Origin of the sequence: Cyclonatronum proteinivorum (assembly GCF_003353065.1) — a bacterium.
Classification (GTDB): domain Bacteria; phylum Bacteroidota; class Rhodothermia; order Balneolales; family Cyclonatronaceae; genus Cyclonatronum; species Cyclonatronum proteinivorum.
The window spans coordinates 789705-808820 of record NZ_CP027806.1; the positions used below are offsets into that span (position 1 = coordinate 789705).

General features: G+C 54.3%; 19 protein-coding genes. 10 read left to right on the forward strand and 9 right to left on the reverse strand.

Annotated elements, in window-relative coordinates; translation table 11 throughout:
- Positions 1-117 precede the first annotated feature (117 nt).
- Positions 118-2283, forward strand: a complete 2166-nt coding sequence (locus CYPRO_RS03010; protein ID WP_164682490.1) for an alpha/beta hydrolase family protein — start codon at positions 118-120, stop codon at positions 2281-2283.
- Positions 2284-2654: 371 nt separating this feature from the next.
- Here the strand turns inward: CYPRO_RS03010 and CYPRO_RS03015 are convergent, their stop codons facing one another.
- The 9 genes from CYPRO_RS03015 to tsaE form a co-directional block, all read right to left on the reverse strand.
- A complete protein-coding gene (locus tag CYPRO_RS03015; RefSeq protein ID WP_114983220.1) occupies positions 2655-3845 on the reverse strand; it encodes an ATP-binding protein in 1191 nt (396 codons plus the stop codon).
- An 84-nt stretch (positions 3846-3929) separates the two neighbouring features.
- Positions 3930-4097, reverse strand: a complete 168-nt coding sequence (locus CYPRO_RS16515; protein WP_164682492.1) for a hypothetical protein — start codon at positions 4095-4097, stop codon at positions 3930-3932.
- Positions 4098-4495: 398 nt separating this feature from the next.
- On the reverse strand, positions 4496-6511 hold the full coding sequence (locus CYPRO_RS03020) for a Type 1 glutamine amidotransferase-like domain-containing protein (protein ID WP_164682494.1): 2016 nt from the start codon (positions 6509-6511) through the stop codon (positions 4496-4498).
- Between the two features lie 20 nt (positions 6512-6531).
- Complete coding sequence (gene era / locus CYPRO_RS03025) at positions 6532-7458, reverse strand: GTPase Era (protein WP_114983222.1); 927 nt, start codon at positions 7456-7458, stop codon at positions 6532-6534.
- 10 nt (positions 7459-7468) lie between these two features.
- Positions 7469-8197, reverse strand: a complete 729-nt coding sequence (locus CYPRO_RS03030) for a pyridoxine 5'-phosphate synthase (protein ID WP_114983223.1) — start codon at positions 8195-8197, stop codon at positions 7469-7471.
- A 122-nt stretch (positions 8198-8319) separates the two neighbouring features.
- Positions 8320-9003 carry a DUF4276 family protein gene (locus tag CYPRO_RS03035; protein WP_114983224.1) on the reverse strand — a complete coding sequence of 228 codons (684 nt, stop codon included), beginning with the start codon at positions 9001-9003 and terminating at the stop codon, positions 8320-8322.
- Complete coding sequence (locus CYPRO_RS03040) at positions 8997-10205, reverse strand: AAA family ATPase (protein WP_114983225.1); 1209 nt, start codon at positions 10203-10205, stop codon at positions 8997-8999. The genes CYPRO_RS03035 and CYPRO_RS03040 overlap by 7 nt, the downstream gene beginning before the upstream one ends.
- Positions 10206-10279: 74 nt before the next feature.
- Positions 10280-10558, reverse strand: coding sequence for a hypothetical protein (locus CYPRO_RS03045; RefSeq protein ID WP_114983226.1), 279 nt, complete (start codon positions 10556-10558; stop codon positions 10280-10282).
- Between the two features lie 22 nt (positions 10559-10580).
- Complete coding sequence (gene tsaE, locus CYPRO_RS03050) at positions 10581-11009, reverse strand: tRNA (adenosine(37)-N6)-threonylcarbamoyltransferase complex ATPase subunit type 1 TsaE (protein WP_114983227.1); 429 nt, start codon at positions 11007-11009, stop codon at positions 10581-10583.
- Between the two features lie 460 nt (positions 11010-11469).
- On the opposite strand from tsaE, the gene CYPRO_RS03055 reads away from it, so the two are divergent.
- The 9 genes from CYPRO_RS03055 to yajC all read left to right on the forward strand — a co-directional run bounded on the left by CYPRO_RS03055 (position 11470) and on the right by yajC (position 19095).
- Positions 11470-11754 (forward strand): monovalent cation/H+ antiporter complex subunit F, encoded by a 285-nt coding sequence (locus tag CYPRO_RS03055; RefSeq protein ID WP_408625754.1) that lies wholly within the window; start codon positions 11470-11472, stop codon positions 11752-11754.
- Entirely contained in the window at positions 11751-12158 is a 408-nt protein-coding gene (mnhG, locus tag CYPRO_RS03060) for a monovalent cation/H(+) antiporter subunit G (RefSeq protein ID WP_114983228.1), read from the forward strand. The genes CYPRO_RS03055 and mnhG overlap by 4 nt, the downstream gene beginning before the upstream one ends.
- Positions 12158-14494 carry a putative monovalent cation/H+ antiporter subunit A gene (locus CYPRO_RS03065; protein WP_114983229.1) on the forward strand — a complete coding sequence of 779 codons (2337 nt, stop codon included), beginning with the start codon at positions 12158-12160 and terminating at the stop codon, positions 14492-14494. Before mnhG ends, CYPRO_RS03065 begins: the two co-directional genes overlap by 1 nt.
- Positions 14491-14904, forward strand: coding sequence for a Na+/H+ antiporter subunit B (locus CYPRO_RS03070; RefSeq protein WP_114983230.1), 414 nt, complete (start codon positions 14491-14493; stop codon positions 14902-14904). The genes CYPRO_RS03065 and CYPRO_RS03070 overlap by 4 nt, the downstream gene beginning before the upstream one ends.
- 3 nt (positions 14905-14907) lie before the next feature.
- Complete coding sequence (locus tag CYPRO_RS03075) at positions 14908-15309, forward strand: Na+/H+ antiporter subunit C (RefSeq protein WP_114983231.1); 402 nt, start codon at positions 14908-14910, stop codon at positions 15307-15309.
- Positions 15306-16814 carry a Na+/H+ antiporter subunit D gene (locus CYPRO_RS03080; protein ID WP_114983232.1) on the forward strand — a complete coding sequence of 503 codons (1509 nt, stop codon included), beginning with the start codon at positions 15306-15308 and terminating at the stop codon, positions 16812-16814. The genes CYPRO_RS03075 and CYPRO_RS03080 overlap by 4 nt, the downstream gene beginning before the upstream one ends.
- The gene (locus tag CYPRO_RS03085; RefSeq protein ID WP_114983233.1) at positions 16811-17302 is read left to right on the forward strand and encodes a Na+/H+ antiporter subunit E; all 492 of its coding nucleotides are present in this window, start codon (positions 16811-16813) and stop codon (positions 17300-17302) included. Before CYPRO_RS03080 ends, CYPRO_RS03085 begins: the two co-directional genes overlap by 4 nt.
- Before the next feature lie 131 nt (positions 17303-17433).
- Positions 17434-18621: an MFS transporter gene (locus tag CYPRO_RS03090; protein WP_164682496.1), complete on the forward strand. Its 1188-nt coding sequence runs from the start codon at positions 17434-17436 to the stop codon at positions 18619-18621.
- A 168-nt stretch (positions 18622-18789) separates the two neighbouring features.
- The gene (gene yajC / locus CYPRO_RS03095) at positions 18790-19095 is read left to right on the forward strand and encodes a preprotein translocase subunit YajC (RefSeq protein ID WP_114983235.1); all 306 of its coding nucleotides are present in this window, start codon (positions 18790-18792) and stop codon (positions 19093-19095) included.
- The last annotated feature ends 21 nt before the right edge of the window (positions 19096-19116 follow it).

Here is a 19116-nt window from a genome sequence, read left to right on the forward strand (position 1 = left end):
GGTCTTTGCAGCTTTGGGGATTTTCAGCGCGAATCATGTTATTTTAAGGACCGTCATAACCAGTCCTTCGCGGGAAAACCGCAGGCCGGTACTCACCTATTCCACACCCGTTCATCTATGAAAATTACTGATACTGTCCGCCGGGCTAATGTGCTGTTATTGTTGCCTGTGCTTTTTTTATGCTTCAGCCTGATATCGCAACCCGCTGAGGCGCGTCAGCAACAGGCTTATGCCGGACTCGACACCCTTCAGCTGCGCACTATTTTTGCTGAGCCTTATCTGCCGGGCGTGCGTCCCGGACTCATGGGCTTCAGCCCGATCGGAAACCACGTCCATTTTACGTGGAACGACTCCAGCTACATTCAGACAAGTCAGTACCGCGTTGATCTCACCGGTGCGCTTGTTGAGCGGGTAGATGATGAGATGACGCATGTTGCTAACAGCGTGGTATCGCCCAACCGTCAGCTTATTGCCTACACCCGGGACCGTGCCCTGCATATAGCAGGCCTCGACGGCTCGTCGCCAAGAGCGGTGTTTTCGGCCCGGGGTGTCGGGGGGCGTCCGCACTGGTCTTCTGACAGCCGGCGTGTTGCTTTCACCAACGGTGGGGAGCTGTGGACCATCCATCTCGAAAACGGTGAAGTAGCGCAGCACACCAACCGCGGAGACGGTGAGCCGAACTTTTTTATCAGGGGATGGGCCGCGGGTGACAGCGTCATTGTGGTACAGCAAACGGATACCTCACACTACCAGGAAATTCTGTTCCCGGAATATGTGCCTGAGTTTGTACAGGCCGGTGCCTCAAGACGGGGGCAGCCCAACATTACGCTTTCTGCCGTAAACCTGCGCAGCAACGAAATATCGCTGATTTACGAAGGCGAAGCCTATGTGCTAAACACCGCAATTTCGCCGGACGGACGTTATTTCGTTTATGACGTGACCGATCACGATATGAAGGAGCGCTCCATTATATCCTATGATTTTTCGGTGGAAGGGGGCGCGAACACAACCATCCATTCCGAAACGACCGAAGGCTGGATTTACGGCCCCTTGCTTCGGGTGGCGTTTGCCCCGGAGAGTAACATGCTTTTCTTTACTTCTGAGCAGAGCGGTTTTAGCCATATCTACACCGCACGTGGCGACGGAAGCCGGCTCGCGCAGATTACAAGCGGCGATTTCGAAGTGGACTGGGTTGACTGGATTGGCAGTAACACCCTTGCCTTTTCTTCCACGCAGCAGGATCCGGGCCTCCGGGATTTGTACACCGTGAACATCAACACCCGCTCCCGTACGCAGCTGACCCGCACACCGGCATTCCGGTGGGGATGGCAGGTGAGTCCGGACAACCGGCACATCACCTACCTCAAAACAAGCTGGAACAAACCCGCTGATGTTTACCTGATCGATATACGCCGCCCGGATGAAGAAGTACAGCTTACGCAAACCGTGCCGGAACGCTTCAACGAGATTGACTGGCAGAAGCCGGAATACTACCGCATTCCCAATCGTGACGATCAGCTGATCTCCATGGATGTGCTCAAGCCGCATGATTTTGACCCTTCGCAGCAGTATCCTGTTGTGGTTTTTGCACACGGGGCAGGCTCCCTCCAAAACGTGTTTCAGGGCTGGTCGCGCAGCTATCCGCGCGAGTACATGTTTCATCAGCTCCTCAACCGCTCGGGTTATGTTGTGGTGGAAGTGGATTTCAGGCACAGTACCGGGTACGGCCGCAAATTCCGGGAAGATGTTACCAACTGGATGGGCGACCCCGAGCTGCGGGACATCATTGACGGCCTCGATTATCTCGATGAGAATTATGGGTACCTGGACCTCGACCGCGTCGGGATTTACGGCGGCAGCTACGGCGGCTTCATGGCACTGTACGCAGTTACGCACGCGCCCGATCGCTTCCATGCGGCGGCGGCCCTGCGCGCGGTCACCAACTGGCGCAACTACTTCCACGCCAACCCCGGCTACACCCGCCCGCGCCTCGGTACCCCGGATGAAAACCCCGAGCACTACGACCGCAGCTCCCCCATCACCTACGCAAATGAACTCCTGCGCCCCGTCATCATCCTGCACGGCCTCATTGATGACAACGTAGGTTTTCAGGATGCGGCGCAGTACATCAACATCCTCATCGAAAGCGGTAACACCGATTTCGATATGATGATGTATCCGAGCGAGCGACACGGCTTCCAGAACCCGGAAGCCTGGCACGATCAGTACCTGCGCTTCTACAACTTCTTCGACCGCCACATCATGAATGCCGAATCGGACTAAGCGCGCAACGCAAGCTGAATCCCCCGGCGTACAGGCAGTATTGCCCCGACTTGTTTGAGAAGGGATGATCGCAGCTGTCGTACCGTCTGATATAAGGAACAGGAAGCTTGCCGAATATCCGGCTTGCTTCCTGCCCCAAACTCAGCCCGCATTATTCACCAAGAAATTTTTTTGCTGGCAAGGCGAAGCTGAAAACTCAGCGGAAGAGTACCTAAGTACTCTGAGCATGAGTTTTCAGCTTCAACGCCGCCAGCGGGAAAATTTCGCAGCCTTTACACCACACTCAAATTTGGGGTACCAGTGTTTTTCACTAAGCCAAACTTAAACTAACACTTAGCTAATAAATTCTTTTTTATTGTGAATAATGCGGGTCAGTACAAAAACCCGAACAGCCAAAGCGGAATGCGGTTCCCGAAGCCGGTTTCTATGCCGTCAACCGCAAGGTAGGCGTTGGACTCCCCTTTAATTTGTGCAGGGGTTTCGTTTTTGCCGCCGATTTCAAACAGGTAGTGGTCATCAACCCGAAAATCAGCTTTGTCCGGTTCGGTAACCGTGTGAAGCGGAGCGAGCTGACTCAGAAAAAAAGATTCCCGCTGTGTACCTGCATTGACCTGTCCCGGGTTCAGACTGTGCATAAGGTTGGGATGTGCGAGATAAACTTTTTCGGGCTTGGTCAGCAAACTGATGCCTTTTTTCGCACTAAAGAGCGATCGGGTAATTCCGGCCATATCGAGATAGCGGAAGTAGGCCTTCAGATTGTTTTTCCCGATCTGCATGCGTTCAGCAAGCTTGTCAATATTCGGCTTGAACGGCACGCTGTGGCTGATGATGTACAGCAGCTGTTTTATTTTCTCCATGCTTGACGGGCTGATTCCGGTGGTAATCAGCAAGTCAGATTCAATCACCCGGATTACCGTTTCGCGCAGGCGGATGTCGTAGGTTTCCGGGTTTTCAAAAAAGTAGGGATAGCACCCGCCTTTCAGGTAGGCTTCGAAATGCTGAAGTGGCCTGATCTCCTGCCAGATTTCTTTTGAAAGACGCTGATGGTCGCGCAGGATGTCTTCAAGACTTAGCAGCTCGAAAGATATTCCCGTTTCGAACAGGAGATATTCCCGGAATGACAACGCAGGCAGATCATGAATCACGGCACGCCTCGACAGTTCGGGCAGCCCGTCGCTGAGTTGCAGCATGGAAGACCCGGTAAACAGCACCTGTAAACCGGGATAGCGGTCATAGATGTTTTTCAGCTCCCGCGCCCATCCTTTGTAGCTGTGTACTTCATCTAAAAGCAGGCACTCGCCCCCAAGTTTTACAAAAGTGTCGGCAAAATCTGTAAGCCGCTGATCTGCAAAGGCGATGTCATCAAGGCTGATGTATAGCTTTTTTTTATCACGCAGGAATGACTTGGCAAACTGAAGCAGCAGCGTCGATTTCCCAACACCGCGCGCCCCTTTGAGGCCGATCATCCGCCCGCCCTGTGAGAGCTTCTGCAGTTGCGGGCGCTGAATGTCGGTAGATGCATGCGCGATCAGCCGCTCCGAAATTTCAAACAGGTAATCCATACTCCTATTATCGGTTTATCTACAAACCGTTTTGTATTCTAATCGGTTTGTGCATGAACCGATTATACTCATCGCGCTGGCAAATTAAACTGATTCTGACGAATTGGTACGGTTTGTTTCGAGCTTCTGTAGCTCCATGAAGAGCGCTTGCTCATATTCTTCCCGTTCAGGGCTTCCCGGTGTACCGATGTATTTGTCCTTCAGTTCGGTAAGACTAAGCATGTTTAGTTTATTGTATGTGATAGTACTCAAAAAAGTGTCCGCGGTCTCGATACCAGTCCTAACCAGAGACCAGCCCCGTAGGAGTGACATCTTCGTAGAAACCGCGTTTCGCCCCCACATATTCCCGCGAGCGCCCGTTGGACCGGCCGATTAGCGCATGGCAAATTTGCTTTAATCTGACACTATTTGCGAGATGATCGTGCGTTAGATGGCCTTGATGCCGGTCCTGACCAGAGACCAGCTCCGTAGGGGTGATATCTTAGTAGAAACCCCGTTTCGCCCCCCCCATATTCCCGCGCGGGCCGCAGGCACGCCCGCGGAATCGGGCGGACAGCCCGTGATAAACCCAGGCAGACAAGCGAAAATATCCCCAAAAAATCCACCCCAATCCCAAACCCCGCGTTCTGCAAGCAGCACCAATACAACGCTCACCGCACCAGAGTAATCCTTGCCTGTTGTGTTGTGCCCGAGGCCGTTACGCGCACCAGGTACACGCCGCTACTTTGGTGGCTCAGGTTAAGACTGTGAGGGGTCATGCCTTGCTGAAGCAGCAGGTTGCGGCTGTACACCCGCTGACCCGCAACATTGAACACTTCAATGAATCCATCCGCAGCGGACTCAGCGCGGATTAAAATCGTGGTAGCCGGATTAAAGGGGTTCGGGTAAACCCGCTCGATCGCGAAGCCGGCGGGAAGCTCAGGCGCGGGCGCAGGAATGCTCACCGGTTCCGTCTCGTACAGCTGCCAGCTTCCCCCGGCAGGAATCACATGCATAAGCCCGTGACTGACCGCTGCCGAATTCCGCGTGCGGTTGCTTGCGTTCGAGGCCACAAACGGGCTTGCTGACGTCAGGTATCCTTCGCGGGCATCCATGATGATGGTCGAAACCTGCGTATTATCGAAGCGCAGTTCGCCGCGTTCATAGCTGAGCTGCGTGAAGCGTGTACCGCTGAGAGCAACATGCGCCTGATAGCTGTGCATCAGCCAGCCGGGCGCACTTGCAAAGTTTTCTGCAAAAGTTTGGTTAGCGTAAGTGCTGTCCACGCTGATTGTTCCCGGAAGAAAACCTGAACCAGGGCGGACCGTCATTCTCCCGTCATAGGCGATGAAGCCGTTTGCCGTGAGATTGGTTGCGTACCCTTCCCCCATGACCGGCAGATGCCGGGTGAGCAGCTCAAGTTCGGTACTTGCGCCGTCGGTTAGCATACGAAAAGGTTCCGAACTACTGAGCTGAAGCCACTCTTCCGGGCTTATGTTCAGGAAAAGCCGGTCACCGGCGAACAGGCTCTCCAGCCAAGCCGGATCTTCGGTCAGGGTTTCGTCGAACGGGACGACTTCTACCGGTACACTGTGACTGAGCAGGGCGTTGGTGCTCACTTCGCCGCTGTCGAGCAGGATGCGGAGGCTGTCGTCTGCGCGGGCATTGAGGTAGGTCGAATTCCATGCAGTGCGGCGGAAGTGCATTGTGAGGTCAGGGCCGGTGCCTGTGAAAGCTTCCACCGTTTGCGCATCATCCGGCTGTGCGAGCAGTTCACCGGTCTCGAGCCCGATCTCGAAGCCGTGCGTGAGCTGATGCGCGGCGAGTCCGGTGAGGCCGAGATCCTGATTGGGCTGCGCGTCAAATACGGTCTGCGGTGTGCTGCGGAGCACGTGTACGCCCCCGGTGCCGCTCACGCGCAGGCGTCCGTCCGGGAAAATCATAACCGCGGTTTTGTCATCAATGCCAACCCCCGTGATCCCGGAGGCGCCCATTTCGGTAACGATGAACGCCATTTTGCTCAGCAGACGGCCCGGACGCCCCCGCTCAAAATAGTGCGTATCAATGATGGTGTTGGGCAGCAGGTCGAGAAAGTTTTCCTGCATGGTATCCTGACCCGCCCAGGGATTGCGTAGCAGCTGTGAAGAGGTCGTGCCGCCCCTGGTAAAGTACGCTCCGGCAACCATTGCCCCTGCGCTCGTGCCGCCAATTACGCCCCCGCTGTCGAATACGGCGCGAATCGCGGCTTCAACCGCTCCGCCCCGCCAGGCATCGATGTAGTGCCGCTGATCTCCGCCCTTCAGGAAAACACCGCCCGCGCCGTTGAGTGCGGCCAGAATCTGCGCTTCCGTGTTACCGGTAATGGTGAGGTTCACAACTTCCGTCGCACCAAGGTTCGTGAAATAGTTTGGCAGCCAAACAGAGGTATCGCTGTTTGAAAGCACGACGATCCGGCCTTCCCCGACCGCGGTTGCGCGCTGTGCGAACCATCCGTAGGGCTCATTGCTCCAGCTCCCGGACGCCGCACTTTCCGCACCGCCACCGGCCAGCATTACATACCCCTGCCCTTCGGCCTCCTGTGCCGGAACGAGCAGCGTCACCATCATCCCCAAAAAAAATAAAAACAGCGAAGTACGAACGGAAGCCGGTTGATGGCGGGAAGCGGGATGGAGGCCGATAGTCATCATACAAAAAGAAAAAAAGGCGGTTAGGAATTGTAGCCGTAGCTGCGGAGGAAGGTTTCGTTGTCGCGCCATTTCTCGCGGACCTTCACAAAAATGTTGAGATACACTTTGGTGTCGAGAAAGCGCTCGATTTCTTTGCGGGCTTCGGTACCGAGCTTTTTGAGCGCCGCGCCGCCCTTGCCAATCACGATTCCCTTCTGACTACTCCGGCTCACAACAATTTCGGCGTCGATGCGGGTGATGGCGGGTTCCACATCGAAACTGATGATATTGACCGCGCAGGAGTAGGGGATTTCGGCCCGGTACTGATAAAAGAGCTGTTCACGGATGAGTTCCGAGACAAAAAAGCGTTCGGGATGCTCGCTGAGCTGATCGGGCGGAAAGAAGGGCGGGCCTTCAGGAAGCATACCGAAAATCTGATCGATGAGCTCGGGAAGTCCGTCGAGTTTGAGCGCAGAAATTGCGCGGGTTTCACGAACGGCAAGCAGCGGCTCAATCTGTTCTGCAGCCCGACGCACAGCGGCTTCGTCGTAGCGGTCTGATTTGTTGACCATGAGCAGAACAGGCTTTTTCCGGTAGGTGGCGAACCAGGCGAGATCTTCTTCGGTGGGCACATCTCCCGGGTCCAGAATAAAGAGGATGAGGTCAGCGTCTTCAACGGAACGGCGCACGGCATGCATCATCTTTTCGTGAAGTCCGTAGCGGGGCTCCAGAAAACCGGGCGTGTCGAGAAAAACAATCTGCCCGCGCTCATCGCTGTGGATACCGGTGATGCGGTGCCGCGTCGTTTGCACCTTGGGCGAAATGATGGAAAGCTTGGTGCCGAGAATGGCATTCAGGAAAGTGGATTTGCCCGCGTTGGGCTTGCCCATGATGGTGACGTAGCCCGATTTGTAGCCTTTTTCTGGCGTCGGGATGAGGCCGGGAATGGTGCCGTCAGTTTCGCTCATAATTTGGGACTCAGGCGTTGTATTCGTTGATGAGGGCGACCATTTCACTCACCGAGGTCGGGAGGCCGCGCATAAGGGCGTCGGCCATGAGGGCATGACCGATACTGATTTCCGCCAGGTGCGGCACTTCTTCAAGGAAGGGGCGGATGTTGCTGAATCCGAGTCCGTGGCCGGCGTTGACCTGAATGCCCAGGCTGTGCGCTCGCTCAGCGGCTTCACGCAGGCGGCGGAGTTCGCGGGGACGGTCCGCTTCGGAGGCGTTGGCGTAGGTGCCGGTGTGCAGCTCAACGACGGGTACGCCGAGTTCGGCGCAAAGCTCCATGTCGCGCACGGAAGGCTCTACGAACAGGCTCACCGGAACGCCGGCTTCTGCCAGTTTGGGCAGCACACGTGTGCGGTAGTCTTCCATAATGAGCGGCATATTCAGGCCGCCTTCGGTGGTGATTTCTTCCCGTTTTTCAGGCACGAGGGTGCAGAGATGCGGCTTCATGCGGCAGCAGATACCGAGCATTTCGTCGGTGGCCCCCATTTCAAAATCGAGCAGCCCCTGAACGGCTTTATGCAGGCCCCATGCGTCGTCGTCTTTGATGTGCCGGCGGTCTTCCCGCAGGTGAAAAACGATGCCCGCTGCGCCGTTGGCTTCACAAATGCGGGCGGCTTCGACGGGGTCGGGGTAGCCTTCTGAGCGTGCATTCCGGAGGGTTGCTACGTGGTCAACATTTACCAAAAGTTTAATCATAAAAAATCGGAAAGAATTTAAGAGAAGTCTGAACAGTCTTGTAATCGTGAGGGTGCGCCCTGTTTGAAGGCGGAAAGTCTTAAGATACCAAAAAACAGGGTGCCGATGGGCCGTGGTTCACTTCAGCCGGTCTGATCTGCAAGATGTTCGCGCTGAATGGACTGCACTTTGCGGATGAGTGCCGCGGCGTCGCCGAAAGTGTCCGTGAGCTGTGTGAGGTTGAGCATGCCGATGAGTACGGGCCCGTCTTTTGTTTTGGAGTAGCTGCGAAGCTTTTCCGTGCGCTCGCCGCCGCGCTGCCGTACCGCCCGGAAGTATTTCCGGAACAGGTTGTTGAGGCGGTCGGAGGGCTTGTCGAGTTGCTGCGGATCGCGCCCGGCAAGCAGGGTGTCGTCGCGCAGCCGCTGTTCCGGGTGTTTGCGAATCAGCCAGCGGGCGCGGGCGTAGGATTCAATGACTTCCGTTTGGGAGATAATCCAGGCTTCCATTTCCTGAATCATGAAGAAAATCAGGGTGGTATTGAGGCCCTGAAAGCGGCTGAGGCGCTCGGTGCGAAGCTGCGGCGGTCCGTCAAGATCAATCAGCACAAGGGCCGGTTCGCGGCTCCATGTTGCTTTCCGCAGGTACTTTTTAGCCCGCGTTACGGACCCAATGGGCTGAATAATGAGGTTGAAGCTGTCTTCATCAAGAACCTGACTGAACAGCCGGTGGAAGCCTTCCCTGAACAGCGCATTGTTGGAGACGGTTTCTGCCGACTGATCGCCGTCAACCCGGCCGCCTTCCACATAAATGGTGATGTTTACCATCGCTTGCCCCCGAGGTAGCCGCTGAGCCACAGCTGACCCGGCAGGCTGAGCCCCGTGATCTCGCTGAGGTCGTCGCCGTTCACGGTTTTGACAAGGGTCTCATTTTCAGGGCTTTTGTCGAAAACGAGCAGGTCGTCGAGCTCGAACGAGTTGAGCAGCAGGGGCGAATGGGTGGCGATAATGAGCTGAGTGCCGTCCTGCACGGCATGCGTCATGGCTTCGCTCAGGGTATGGAGCATGTCGGGATGCAGGCCGCTTTCGGGTTCGTCGAGGCAGACCGCGAGCCCGCGGGCGGGGTTCAGGAAAATGGCGAGATACAGCAGGTAGCGCAGGGTTCCGTCGGAAATGTGGCGTACCGAAACACTGTGATTCAGGTTTTTTTCGAGCAGGCGAAGGCTGACGCCCCGCTTGCTCTCACTAAAAAGAAGTTCGCGCAGGTTGGGGCTGATGCGCCTGAGAAAGCTTACAAGTTCCTGAAAAACATCCGGATGATAGCCCCGAATGCTGTGAAGCACTTGTGACATGTTGCGTCCGTCGAAGGCAAGTCGCTCTCCATAGTGACCGGCAGGCAGTGCGGGCAGGCGCGCGCGGCTGCTGTAGGAGGTGTTGAAGAAGCCATAGAAACTGAATTGCCGGATGGCCTGCCGGAGACTGACAAGCATAGGATGCATGCTTTCGGGCGGAAGGGCCCGAAAGCGCAGTTCCATCCGTGCCGGCTCTGCGCGGTTACCGGTTTCCGGCGTGAGGCTGACAAGTCCGCCGCCGGGATTCCGGATCAGACCTTCACCGGCCCGGGACTCGAAAAAAAGCTCTTCCGTGCCATTGGTCTGCGAAAAGGTGATGCGCTCTGATACGGTAAAGGTTCCGTCGGCCTGCGGCTGAAGCCTGATGGCGTAAACCGGACTGTGCCCGTTGTTTTGGGTGCTGTTGTCAAGCCGGGGCCGGAACCGGAAGGTGAGGCTGATAACGCCGGTGCTGCCCGCGCGCGCATGCGTGATCTGATCATAACCACCCCACTCAAGCTGGATCAGGTTTCTGAGGCCATCCCCCGAAATACCTTCATACAGCAAGCGCAGCGCCTTGATAAAGTTGGATTTGCCGCTGCCGTTGATGCCCACAAGCACGTTCATGGCCGGGCTTAGCGGAACGGAAGCTTTGCTGCAAAAGCTGAAAAAGTTTTGGAGGGTTACAGAGGTGAGCATGGTCAGCCGGGCGCTTCAGCGGTTGGTCGGATCAGGGTTCAGGGTCGTGCCGGCAAACCGGCCACGGGCAGGGACTACACTTCCATCAGCAAATGCGATAAGTTGAGCTTGTGAATCGGGATGATGTAGCGCTGATCGAAGGCGTCTTTGTGGATTTCGAGTTCTCCGGTGCCACGAAAATCAACGATACAGTAGTTTTCCACAATATTGATGATCTCGCCGATACCATAGTATTCGGGGCAGGGCCCGTAATAAACAAGGTCGCCTACAGCGAGGTGGTTGCGTGCCCGGATGTGATACGGATAGATGACCGGCAGCCGGTCGAAGCGATATGATAGTTTTTTGGTTGGCATGGGCGCTCAAAATACAAAGAAATCAGTATTTGTGAAGCACCTGAACGCGGCGTTCATTCGGACCGGTATGCGTGAAATGTACTTCGGTGCGCGTATCGGGCAGAATTCCGGCAATGCGCCCGGGCCATTCTATGAGGCAGATTCCGTCGCCGTAGAAATATTCTTCCATGCCGAGGCGGCGGGCTTCGTCAAGGCTCTCAATGCGATAGGCGTCGAAGTGGTAGAGCGGCAGGCTTCCTTCGTATTCCTGAATGAGGACGAAAGTAGGGGAGTCTACTTCAGCGGGCGGGATGCCGAGTGCGGAAGCGAAGCCTTTGACGAAGTGGGTTTTACCGGCGCCAAGGTCTCCGTAAAGGCAGATGACATCGCCGGATGCCGCTTTAAGGGCGAGTTTAGCGCCAAGGGATAGGGTCTCTTCAGGGGATGAACTGGTATAAATCTCGTTTTTCATGATAAAATATAGACAGGTACAAAGTCCTGTAAAATAGTACTTTCCATGCCAATGAATGCCTGTATTTTCAACTGCTTACCGAAATAATTTTGAAGTAGAACAGGAAAAATATATTTTTGCGCTTCATTAAATCAGGCTGATAAGGAAATGGCCGCCAATTCAATACGCAGGTAAAAACGTTTGAACCAAGCCTTATCGGTCCTATGAATTGGGGCTCGGGTATTTCTGATTCAATCGGGTAATGGCGTGAAATCCGGAGTGCAGTGCAATGCGGCATGACAACTGCCTTGCAAAACCTAATGCCAGACAGAAGCGGCAACAGAGGGATGCATCGAAGGGCTACATCAAATTACGGAATCAGAGGCCGATATGAAATAAGCCATCAGCGAATCCGATATCGCGTTTTACTCATAAGATACCTGATAACAAGGAGTTGACTTTGCTAAACGGCGAAACTGTAATACTCGACACGGTACTTATCATCACATTTGCGGCACTCAGCCTATCCCTGGTAGCGGGCATGATACGCCTGCTGATTGGGCCAAGCCTGCCCGACCGTGTTGTTGCACTTGACCTGATTGCCTACATCGTAATCGCATTTATTGCGACCTACTGCATCCATACCGGAACGTCGGATTTTATTGATGCGGCGATTGTAGTAGCCCTCATTGCATTTTTGGGCACAACGGCTTTCGCCCGCTACGTGCTGAAAGCCGGACGCCCCTCAACCAACGATGAGATATGATTACTGAACTGATAATCGCCTTCTTTCTGCTTGCAGGAAGCTTTTTTGTGATTGTGGCCTCCATCGGGGTTTTAAGGCTTCCGGATCTGATGATGAAGATGCACGCTTCCACCAAAGCCGGTACCCTCGGGGCAGGCTTAATTTTGGTGGCTGTGGGCATTTCATTTGATGAGATTTCGGTGCTTACCCGCATTGTCGCAACCATCATCTTCCTGCTGTTAACTGCACCTGTGGCGGCGCACCTGATCGGCCGCGCAGCCTACTACACCGGCATTGAGCTTTGGGAGGGAACCATTGTGGATGAAATGAACCGCAATGGGGAAATGTCCGAATCTGAAGCCTCCCGCAATGCAACTGCGGCACAAGATGACGCCAAACTGAACCGTAACGTTTCTGAATCCTGATGACCATTTTAGCTGCAATACTGCTGATTTTCTCAGCCGCGTTTTTTGGTCCTTCCGCTGCCAAATATCTGAAAAACAGCTCCGGCTGGATTCTCGCGCTCGTTCCCTTTTCGGTATTTGCCTACCTCCTCACCTTTATCCCGGTTATTTCCGGCGGGGAAGTAGTCAAAGAATCCTGGGTATGGGTATCCTATCTTGGGGTAAACATGTCGTTCTATCTCGACGGCTTCAGCCTGATGTTTGGTCTGATTGTGTCAGGGGTAGGTACGTTCATCATGATATACGGCGGGGGGTACCTCGCAACGGACCCGAAACTGGGCCGCTTCTATTTCAGCATCCTTTTGTTTATGGGTGCGATGATGGGGGTTGTACTCGCCGATAATATTATCGCGCTCTTCATTTTCTGGGAGCTTACTTCTATCAGCTCCTACCTGCTGATTGGCTACAAGCACGAAAAGGAAGAATCCCGTAAGTCTGCGCTTCAGGCACTGCTCGTAACCGGCTCCGGCGGACTTGCTCTGCTTGCGGGTCTCATCATCCTTTCGATGATAACCGGCACCATGGAAATCTCCGAAATGTTCGGACAGGCCGGTGTCGTAAGCGAGCATCCCTGGTACCTCGGTGCCCTGATCCTGATTCTGATTGGTGCCTTCACCAAGTCAGCGCAGTTCCCCTTCCACTTCTGGCTTCCCGGCGCGATGGCCGCTCCGACGCCTGTTTCGGCTTATCTGCACTCTGCAACCATGGTTAAGGCCGGGGTGTATCTGCTTGCGCGCCTCAATCCGGTACTGAGCGGTACCATTGAGTGGACCTACATCGTTACCGGCTTTGGTGCGGTAACCATGCTCGTTGCTGCATGGCTGGCAATTGCGCACACCGACCTCAAAAAAGTACTCGCCTACACAACGGTGATGGCGCTCGGTACGCTCACCATGCTCATCGGTATGGGGCATGAGTACGCTGTGAAAGCCGTCGCAGTGTTTATCCTGAGTCACTCGCTCTACAAAGGGGCTTTGTTTATGGTTGCGGGTACGGTTGATCACGAAGCCGGCACCCGCGATGTAGCGCTGATCAGCGGTTTGCGCAAAACCATGCCGCTTACGGCAACTTTCGGCTGTATTGCTGCCCTCTCGATGGCAGGCGTGGCTCCGCTTCTGGGTTTTATCGGCAAGGAGCTGGTGTATGAGGCGGCGCTATCTTCTGTGAGCTTCCCGACAGTGCTGATTACGATGGCTGTGCTGGCCAATATTGCGGTTGTGGCTTCAAGCGGTATCGTGGCCATTCGACCGTTTTTTGGCGAATACAAGGAGTACAACAACAAGCACGTACACGAAGCACCTCTTAGCATGTGGATTGGCCCTGCTGTGCTGTCCGTGCTGAGTATCGTATTCGGGGTACTGCCTTTCCTGATTGATACCTCCATCATTTCCAAAGCTGCCGGTGCGGTAGCCGGCACACCGGATCTGGTTGTGTCGCTCAAGCTCTGGCACGGGGTCAATGCGGCACTCATACTGAGTATCGTGACGCTGCTGAGTGGTATCGGCCTGTATCTGATATGGAATAAAGTGCGCGAGTCCGGTGTCGTACAAACCTACGACCGCATTATGGGGCAGGGGCCGGTTAAAGGCTATGAAGGCTGGCTCAACGGAACCCTCGGGCTGGCAGCTGCGCAGACCAAATTTTTCCAGAATGGCTATTTGCGCTATTACATGCTCTGCGTTGTGGCCTTCTTTGTAGCTGTTGTGGGATACACCCTGCTCGCGAAAACAGATATGATGATCGCAGCTGATTTCTCCGACATCTACTTCTATGAGTGGACGCTGGCCGGTATAATCGTAATTGCTGCCTTCGCCGCAGTGTTTGCCGGATCCGGGCTTGTAGCTATCGCTGCGCTTGGTGTTGTGGGCTACAGTATCGCCCTGCTTTACATCCTGTTCAGCGCGCCTGACCTTGCGATCACGCAGGTACTGGTGGAAACCCTCACCGTAATTCTGGTCGCCCTTGTGCTCATTCACCTGCCGCAGAGCAAGGTAAGTGTTTCGATGGGCTCGAAGGTCCGCGACGGTATCCTGGCCGGTGGTGTAGGTCTGATTGTAACCCTCATCATGCTCGCGGTGCTGAACACTGAGTTTGATCCTTTCATGACCGACTACTTCGCAGAGAACAGCTACGTCGTAGCCTACGGGCGGAATATCGTAAACGTGATTCTGGTCGATTTCCGGGCGCTTGATACCTTTGGCGAGATCGTGGTAATCGGTGTAGCCGGTATCGGCGTGTATGCGCTCATCAAACTGGGTAAAAAAATCACCACCAAAAAAGAAGGTACAACAGCATGAATTCAATGATTCTCAGAACAGCAACCCGGCTGTTGTTTCCGCTGCTGCTGATTTTTTCCGTGTTTTTGTTTTTCAGGGGGCACAATGAGCCCGGTGGCGGTTTCATAGGCGGTCTTGTTGGCGCGGCGGCTTTTGTGCTGTTCGCCATTGCTTTCGGCACGGAAGTGACCCGCAAGCTGCTGCGCATGGATCCCCGCGTAATGGTCGGCTGGGGACTGTTCCTGGCGCTCGTAAGCGGCATCATGTCCATGATAGCTGGTGACGCTTTTTTCACAGGACAGTGGGCGCTCCCGGTTGTTTTCGGGAATGAGCTCCATGTGGGCACCCCTCTCATATTCGACATTGGCGTGTATTTGGTAGTTGTAGGTTTTACCCTCGCCGTAATCTTTGCACTTGAAGAAGAAGACTAACCAATGGAGCCTTTATTAGCTATTGTAATTGGAATACTTGTGGCACTCAGCGTGTATCTCATGCTCCGCCGCAACCTGATACGCGTGGTAATCGGCATCGTAATTTTGAGCAACGCGGTTAACCTGCTCATCTTTACGCTGGGCCGGCTCGACCGCGGTATCCCGCCGCTCATTGCATCCGGGGAGTACGTGCCATCGGGCGCTTTTGCAAACCCGCTGCCGCAGGCGCTTGTGCTTACCGCTATCGTGATTGGCTTCGGTCTGCTGTCATACGCCCTCGTACTTGTTTACCGGGCCTACACGGAAGTCGGAACCCTGGATGTGGATGACATGCGCGTTGCTGAGCCGCCCTACAAAGGGGAAGAGCTTCCTGCAAGCGCGAAAATCGGGGGGGACGAAGCGTGAACCACATCGTTATTTATCCCATCCTGATTCCGATTCTCACGGCATCAATCGCCCTCATTGCGTTCAAAAACCGTGATTTACAGCGCTGGATCAGCGTGATCGGATCTACGCTCACGTTTATTTCGACCTGCGTACTGCTTTATGCGGTACATACCGACGGTATTCAGGTGCTGCAGCCCGGTAACTGGGAAGCCCCCTTCGGAATTTCGCTTGTCGCGGACCTGTTCAGCGCACTTATGGTGTGCGTCACCGGCCTCATGGCCATGACCATCAGCATTTACTCGCTGGGTGATGTGGATGAGCGCCGCGAGTCGTTCGGTTTTCAGCCGCTTTTTCAGATTCTGATTTTCGGCGTAATCGGAGCCTTCCTCACCGGTGACCTCTTCAACCTTTATGTTTGGTTTGAAGTCATGCTCATCACTTCCTTCGTGCTGCTTGCCATCGGAAACGGCAAAGCGCAGCTCGATGGTGCGGTGAAGTACGTGATCATCAACCTGCTTTCGTCCCTCATTTTCCTGGCAGCGGTCGGGATTATGTACGGACTGACCGGCACGCTCAACTTCGCGGCTATGGCCGAAGCCCTTCAGGATACCGAGAACACAGGACTTGTCATCACGGCTTCCATGATGTTCATGGTTTCCTTCGGGATTAAGTCTGCCGTATTCCCGCTCTTTTTCTGGCTGCCGGCTTCCTACCACACCCCGCCTATCACCATCACGGCGATTTTCGGGGCGCTGCTTACCAAAGTCGGGGTTTACTCGCTTGTACGGGTATTCACCCTGCTGTTCACCCACGACATCGGCTACACGCACACCATCCTGCTCTGGATTTCGGTGCCCACCATGGTCGTTGGCGTATTGGGTGCGGCCTCACAGTATGATGTCCGCAAAATTCTTAGCTTCCACATTGTGAGTCAGATCGGCTACATGATTATGGGACTGGCCTTCTTTACCAAAATTGCGCTTGCAGGGGTGATCTACTACATCCTGCATAACATTCTGGCAAAGACCAACCTCTTTTTGGTAGCCGGTATTGCACAGAAGCTGGTTGGCTCGTATCACCTGTCCCGCTTGGGCGGTCTCTACAAGAAATATCCGCTGGTTAGCGCCCTGTTTGCCATATCAGCGATTTCGCTTGCGGGACTCCCGCCCCTCACCGGATTCTGGGCCAAGTACACCGTCATATATGCCGGTCTTGAAGTGCAGCAATGGGTGGTGATTGGCTTTGCGCTTGCCGTGGGTCTGATGACGCTCTTCTCCATGACCAAAATCTGGATGGGGGCATACTGGAGCCCGCTGCCCGATACCGCGCCTGTGGTAGCCGACAAAAACTTCAAGCCCGTTGCCGGTGCGCAGCTTATCGCACTCATGCTGCCCACAATTGTGATTGCAGGCTTCATCGTAGTGCTGGGTATTTTCGGAGAGCCGTTTTACATGCTGCTTTTCGACGCTGCCGAACAGCTGCTTGATCCATCCATGTATATCAACGCCGTACTGAATCCATGAAACAGTTTATCACCAACATTCTGCTGGCCGTAATTTGGGCCGCTGTTACCGGAACCATCAGCCTGGGTAACCTTGCAATTGGCTTTTTCCTGGGCTATCTGGTGATGCTTGTCGCCGCCCCGGCCATAGATTCTGAGCACTACACACGCAGGCTTCGGCTTGCAGTTGGTTTCATCTTTTACTTTCTGAAAGAACTGGTCGTGTCGAGCATTCGCGTCGCAGTTGATGTGATGAAACCCAGCTTCCGGATGAAGTCCGGCATTGTCGGTATTCCGCTGGACGCCAAATCGGATCTGGAGAAGACGCTGCTTGCCAACTCCATTTCACTCACGCCGGGTACGCTCAGCCTCGATACCTCCGAAGATGGCAAAACCCTTTACATCCATGCCATGTACATCGATAACAACGATGTGGAAGCTGTCCGCAAGGAAATTAAAATGGGAATGGAAAGCCACATTCTCGAGATCACCCGCCCTGAATGGCCCTGATGAACCTTATTACGCTTTGAATCAAAAAAAGCTCCTGCTACCCGGGAGCTTTTTTTGTTGGATGATGTTTCCGAAGCTTCACTTATTTGCGTATCCGGAATGAAATCCGGATAAAACCCTGGAAAATTATTTTGAGCAAGAAAACAGGCTCCGCACATCAGGCTGATACGCCGGTGCTTCGGAACCGAAACCTATACATCATTTTCTGTATCACGCTTACGGCCATCATGGGGGTCTCAAGCATTACCCCGGTGCTGCCGCTCATCGCGGATACCTTCGATATTAGTGTCGGCCGGGCTGCGCTCCTTATCACAGCCTACACCATTCCCGGTGTGCTGCTGACCCCCGTGCTGGGCGTGCTTGCCGACCGAATCGGACGAAAGCTGGTGCTGGTGCCTTCCATGCTCCTTTTTGGGGCCGCGGGTTTTGCCTGCGCATTTGCCGGGAGCTATGAAACGCTGCTCCTGCTCAGACTTGTGCAGGGTGTTGGCTCCGCCGCCATCGGTGCCCTGAATGTCACGATGATAGGGGATATTTTCAGCGGAAATCAGCGCACGGAAGCCATGGGCTACAATGCGGGCGTGCTTAGCGTTGGCGCAACCCTGTATCCGGCCATTGGCGGTGCCATAGCGGTTCTGGGCTGGTATGCCCCTTTTTACCTGCCGCTGCTCGCATTTCCGACCGCCCTGATCATTATTTTTTATCTCGAAAACCCGGAGCCCGAAAGATCGGGAACAGTACGTGCTTACTTTCAGGCTGTGTTTGTGAACATCAGGCAAAACCGGATACTGCCGATGTTTCTGGCAACTTTGGTATCCTTTATACTGCTCTACGGGCCTCTGCTTACGATTATTCCGTTTCTGATTGAAGCCCGCTTTACGAGCGTTTCGTTTGTCATCGGGCTGGTGCTTTCAGCCGCTTCTGTCGCGAATGGTCTGGCTTCAGTAAATGCGGGGCGGCTCACCCGGCGCTTCAAAGGCGAAAAAATTGTAATCGTATCCTTTGCCATTTACGCCTTGTCGCTGCTTGCCATGCCCGCTGCGCCCAACCTGTGGTGGCTGGGGGCAGCCTCGGTACTCTACGGCTTAGCACAGGGATTAAATCTGCCGGTGCTTATTTCCCTGATTTCCGGAGAAGCACGACTTGAAAACCGGGGGGCTATCATGTCGCTGAACGGCATGGTGATTAAGCTGGCACAGTCGGTTTCTCCCATCTTTGCAAGCCTGTTGCTGGGGTTCGGGGGCTTTGCAGGCGTCTACATTTTTTGCGCGCTGATGGCTTTGCTGACCGGTGCCTGGCTGGCTGTTCGGCTGCGTTAGCTGAGTGGCAGCGGCTTTGTACCCCGTTTACAAAAGCGTTATCTTTGGAAGCTGTTTACACCGGCGTATTGGTGAACTTCAAACGCTAACTCTTCACAGGAAAAAGTGCGGAAGCCCCAACAGGCAAACTCCCGCTTATTTCCGATAAACCAACCTTATTTTTCCAAAATGGACATTATTCTTCTAATGGCAGACCCTGAAGGGGGAAGCCCGTTTGCCTCTTTCATTTTCTTAGGATTGATTTTCTTCATCTTCTGGTTTTTTATTATCCGTCCGCAAAGCAAGAAGCAAAAAGAAATTCAACAGAAAGTTACCGAGATGAAGAAAGGTGATAAAATCGTGACATCCGGTGGCATGCTCGGCATTCTTCATTCCAACGATGAAGAAACGGTGCTGATTGAAGTGGATAAAGAAGTAAAAATCCGCGTGCTCAAAAATGCAATTGTGGACGTAAATCCGAACAAAAAAGCATAGTCTGAACGTCCGGAGTCTCCT

Bases quoted from the DNA above. Each gene is read 5' to 3' on its own strand.
- CYPRO_RS03010 (WP_164682490.1), top strand. From the start codon at position 118: ATGAAAATTACTGATACTGTCCGCCGGGCTAATGTGCTGTTATTGTTG.
- CYPRO_RS03015 (WP_114983220.1), bottom strand. From the start codon at position 3,845: ATGGATTACCTGTTTGAAATTTCGGAGCGGCTGATCGCGCATGCATCT.
- CYPRO_RS03020 (WP_164682494.1), bottom strand. From the start codon at position 6,511: ATGATGACTATCGGCCTCCATCCCGCTTCCCGCCATCAACCGGCTTCC.
- era (WP_114983222.1), bottom strand. From the start codon at position 7,458: ATGAGCGAAACTGACGGCACCATTCCCGGCCTCATCCCGACGCCAGAA.
- CYPRO_RS03030 (WP_114983223.1), bottom strand. From the start codon at position 8,197: ATGATTAAACTTTTGGTAAATGTTGACCACGTAGCAACCCTCCGGAAT.
- CYPRO_RS03035 (WP_114983224.1), bottom strand. From the start codon at position 9,003: ATGGTAAACATCACCATTTATGTGGAAGGCGGCCGGGTTGACGGCGAT.
- CYPRO_RS03040 (WP_114983225.1), bottom strand. From the start codon at position 10,205: ATGCTCACCTCTGTAACCCTCCAAAACTTTTTCAGCTTTTGCAGCAAA.
- CYPRO_RS03045 (WP_114983226.1), bottom strand. From the start codon at position 10,558: ATGCCAACCAAAAAACTATCATATCGCTTCGACCGGCTGCCGGTCATC.
- tsaE (WP_114983227.1), bottom strand. From the start codon at position 11,009: ATGAAAAACGAGATTTATACCAGTTCATCCCCTGAAGAGACCCTATCC.
- mnhG (WP_114983228.1), top strand. From the start codon at position 11,751: ATGATTACTGAACTGATAATCGCCTTCTTTCTGCTTGCAGGAAGCTTT.
- CYPRO_RS03065 (WP_114983229.1), top strand. From the start codon at position 12,158: ATGACCATTTTAGCTGCAATACTGCTGATTTTCTCAGCCGCGTTTTTT.
- CYPRO_RS03070 (WP_114983230.1), top strand. From the start codon at position 14,491: ATGAATTCAATGATTCTCAGAACAGCAACCCGGCTGTTGTTTCCGCTG.
- CYPRO_RS03075 (WP_114983231.1), top strand. From the start codon at position 14,908: ATGGAGCCTTTATTAGCTATTGTAATTGGAATACTTGTGGCACTCAGC.
- CYPRO_RS03085 (WP_114983233.1), top strand. From the start codon at position 16,811: ATGAAACAGTTTATCACCAACATTCTGCTGGCCGTAATTTGGGCCGCT.
- yajC (WP_114983235.1), top strand. From the start codon at position 18,790: ATGGACATTATTCTTCTAATGGCAGACCCTGAAGGGGGAAGCCCGTTT.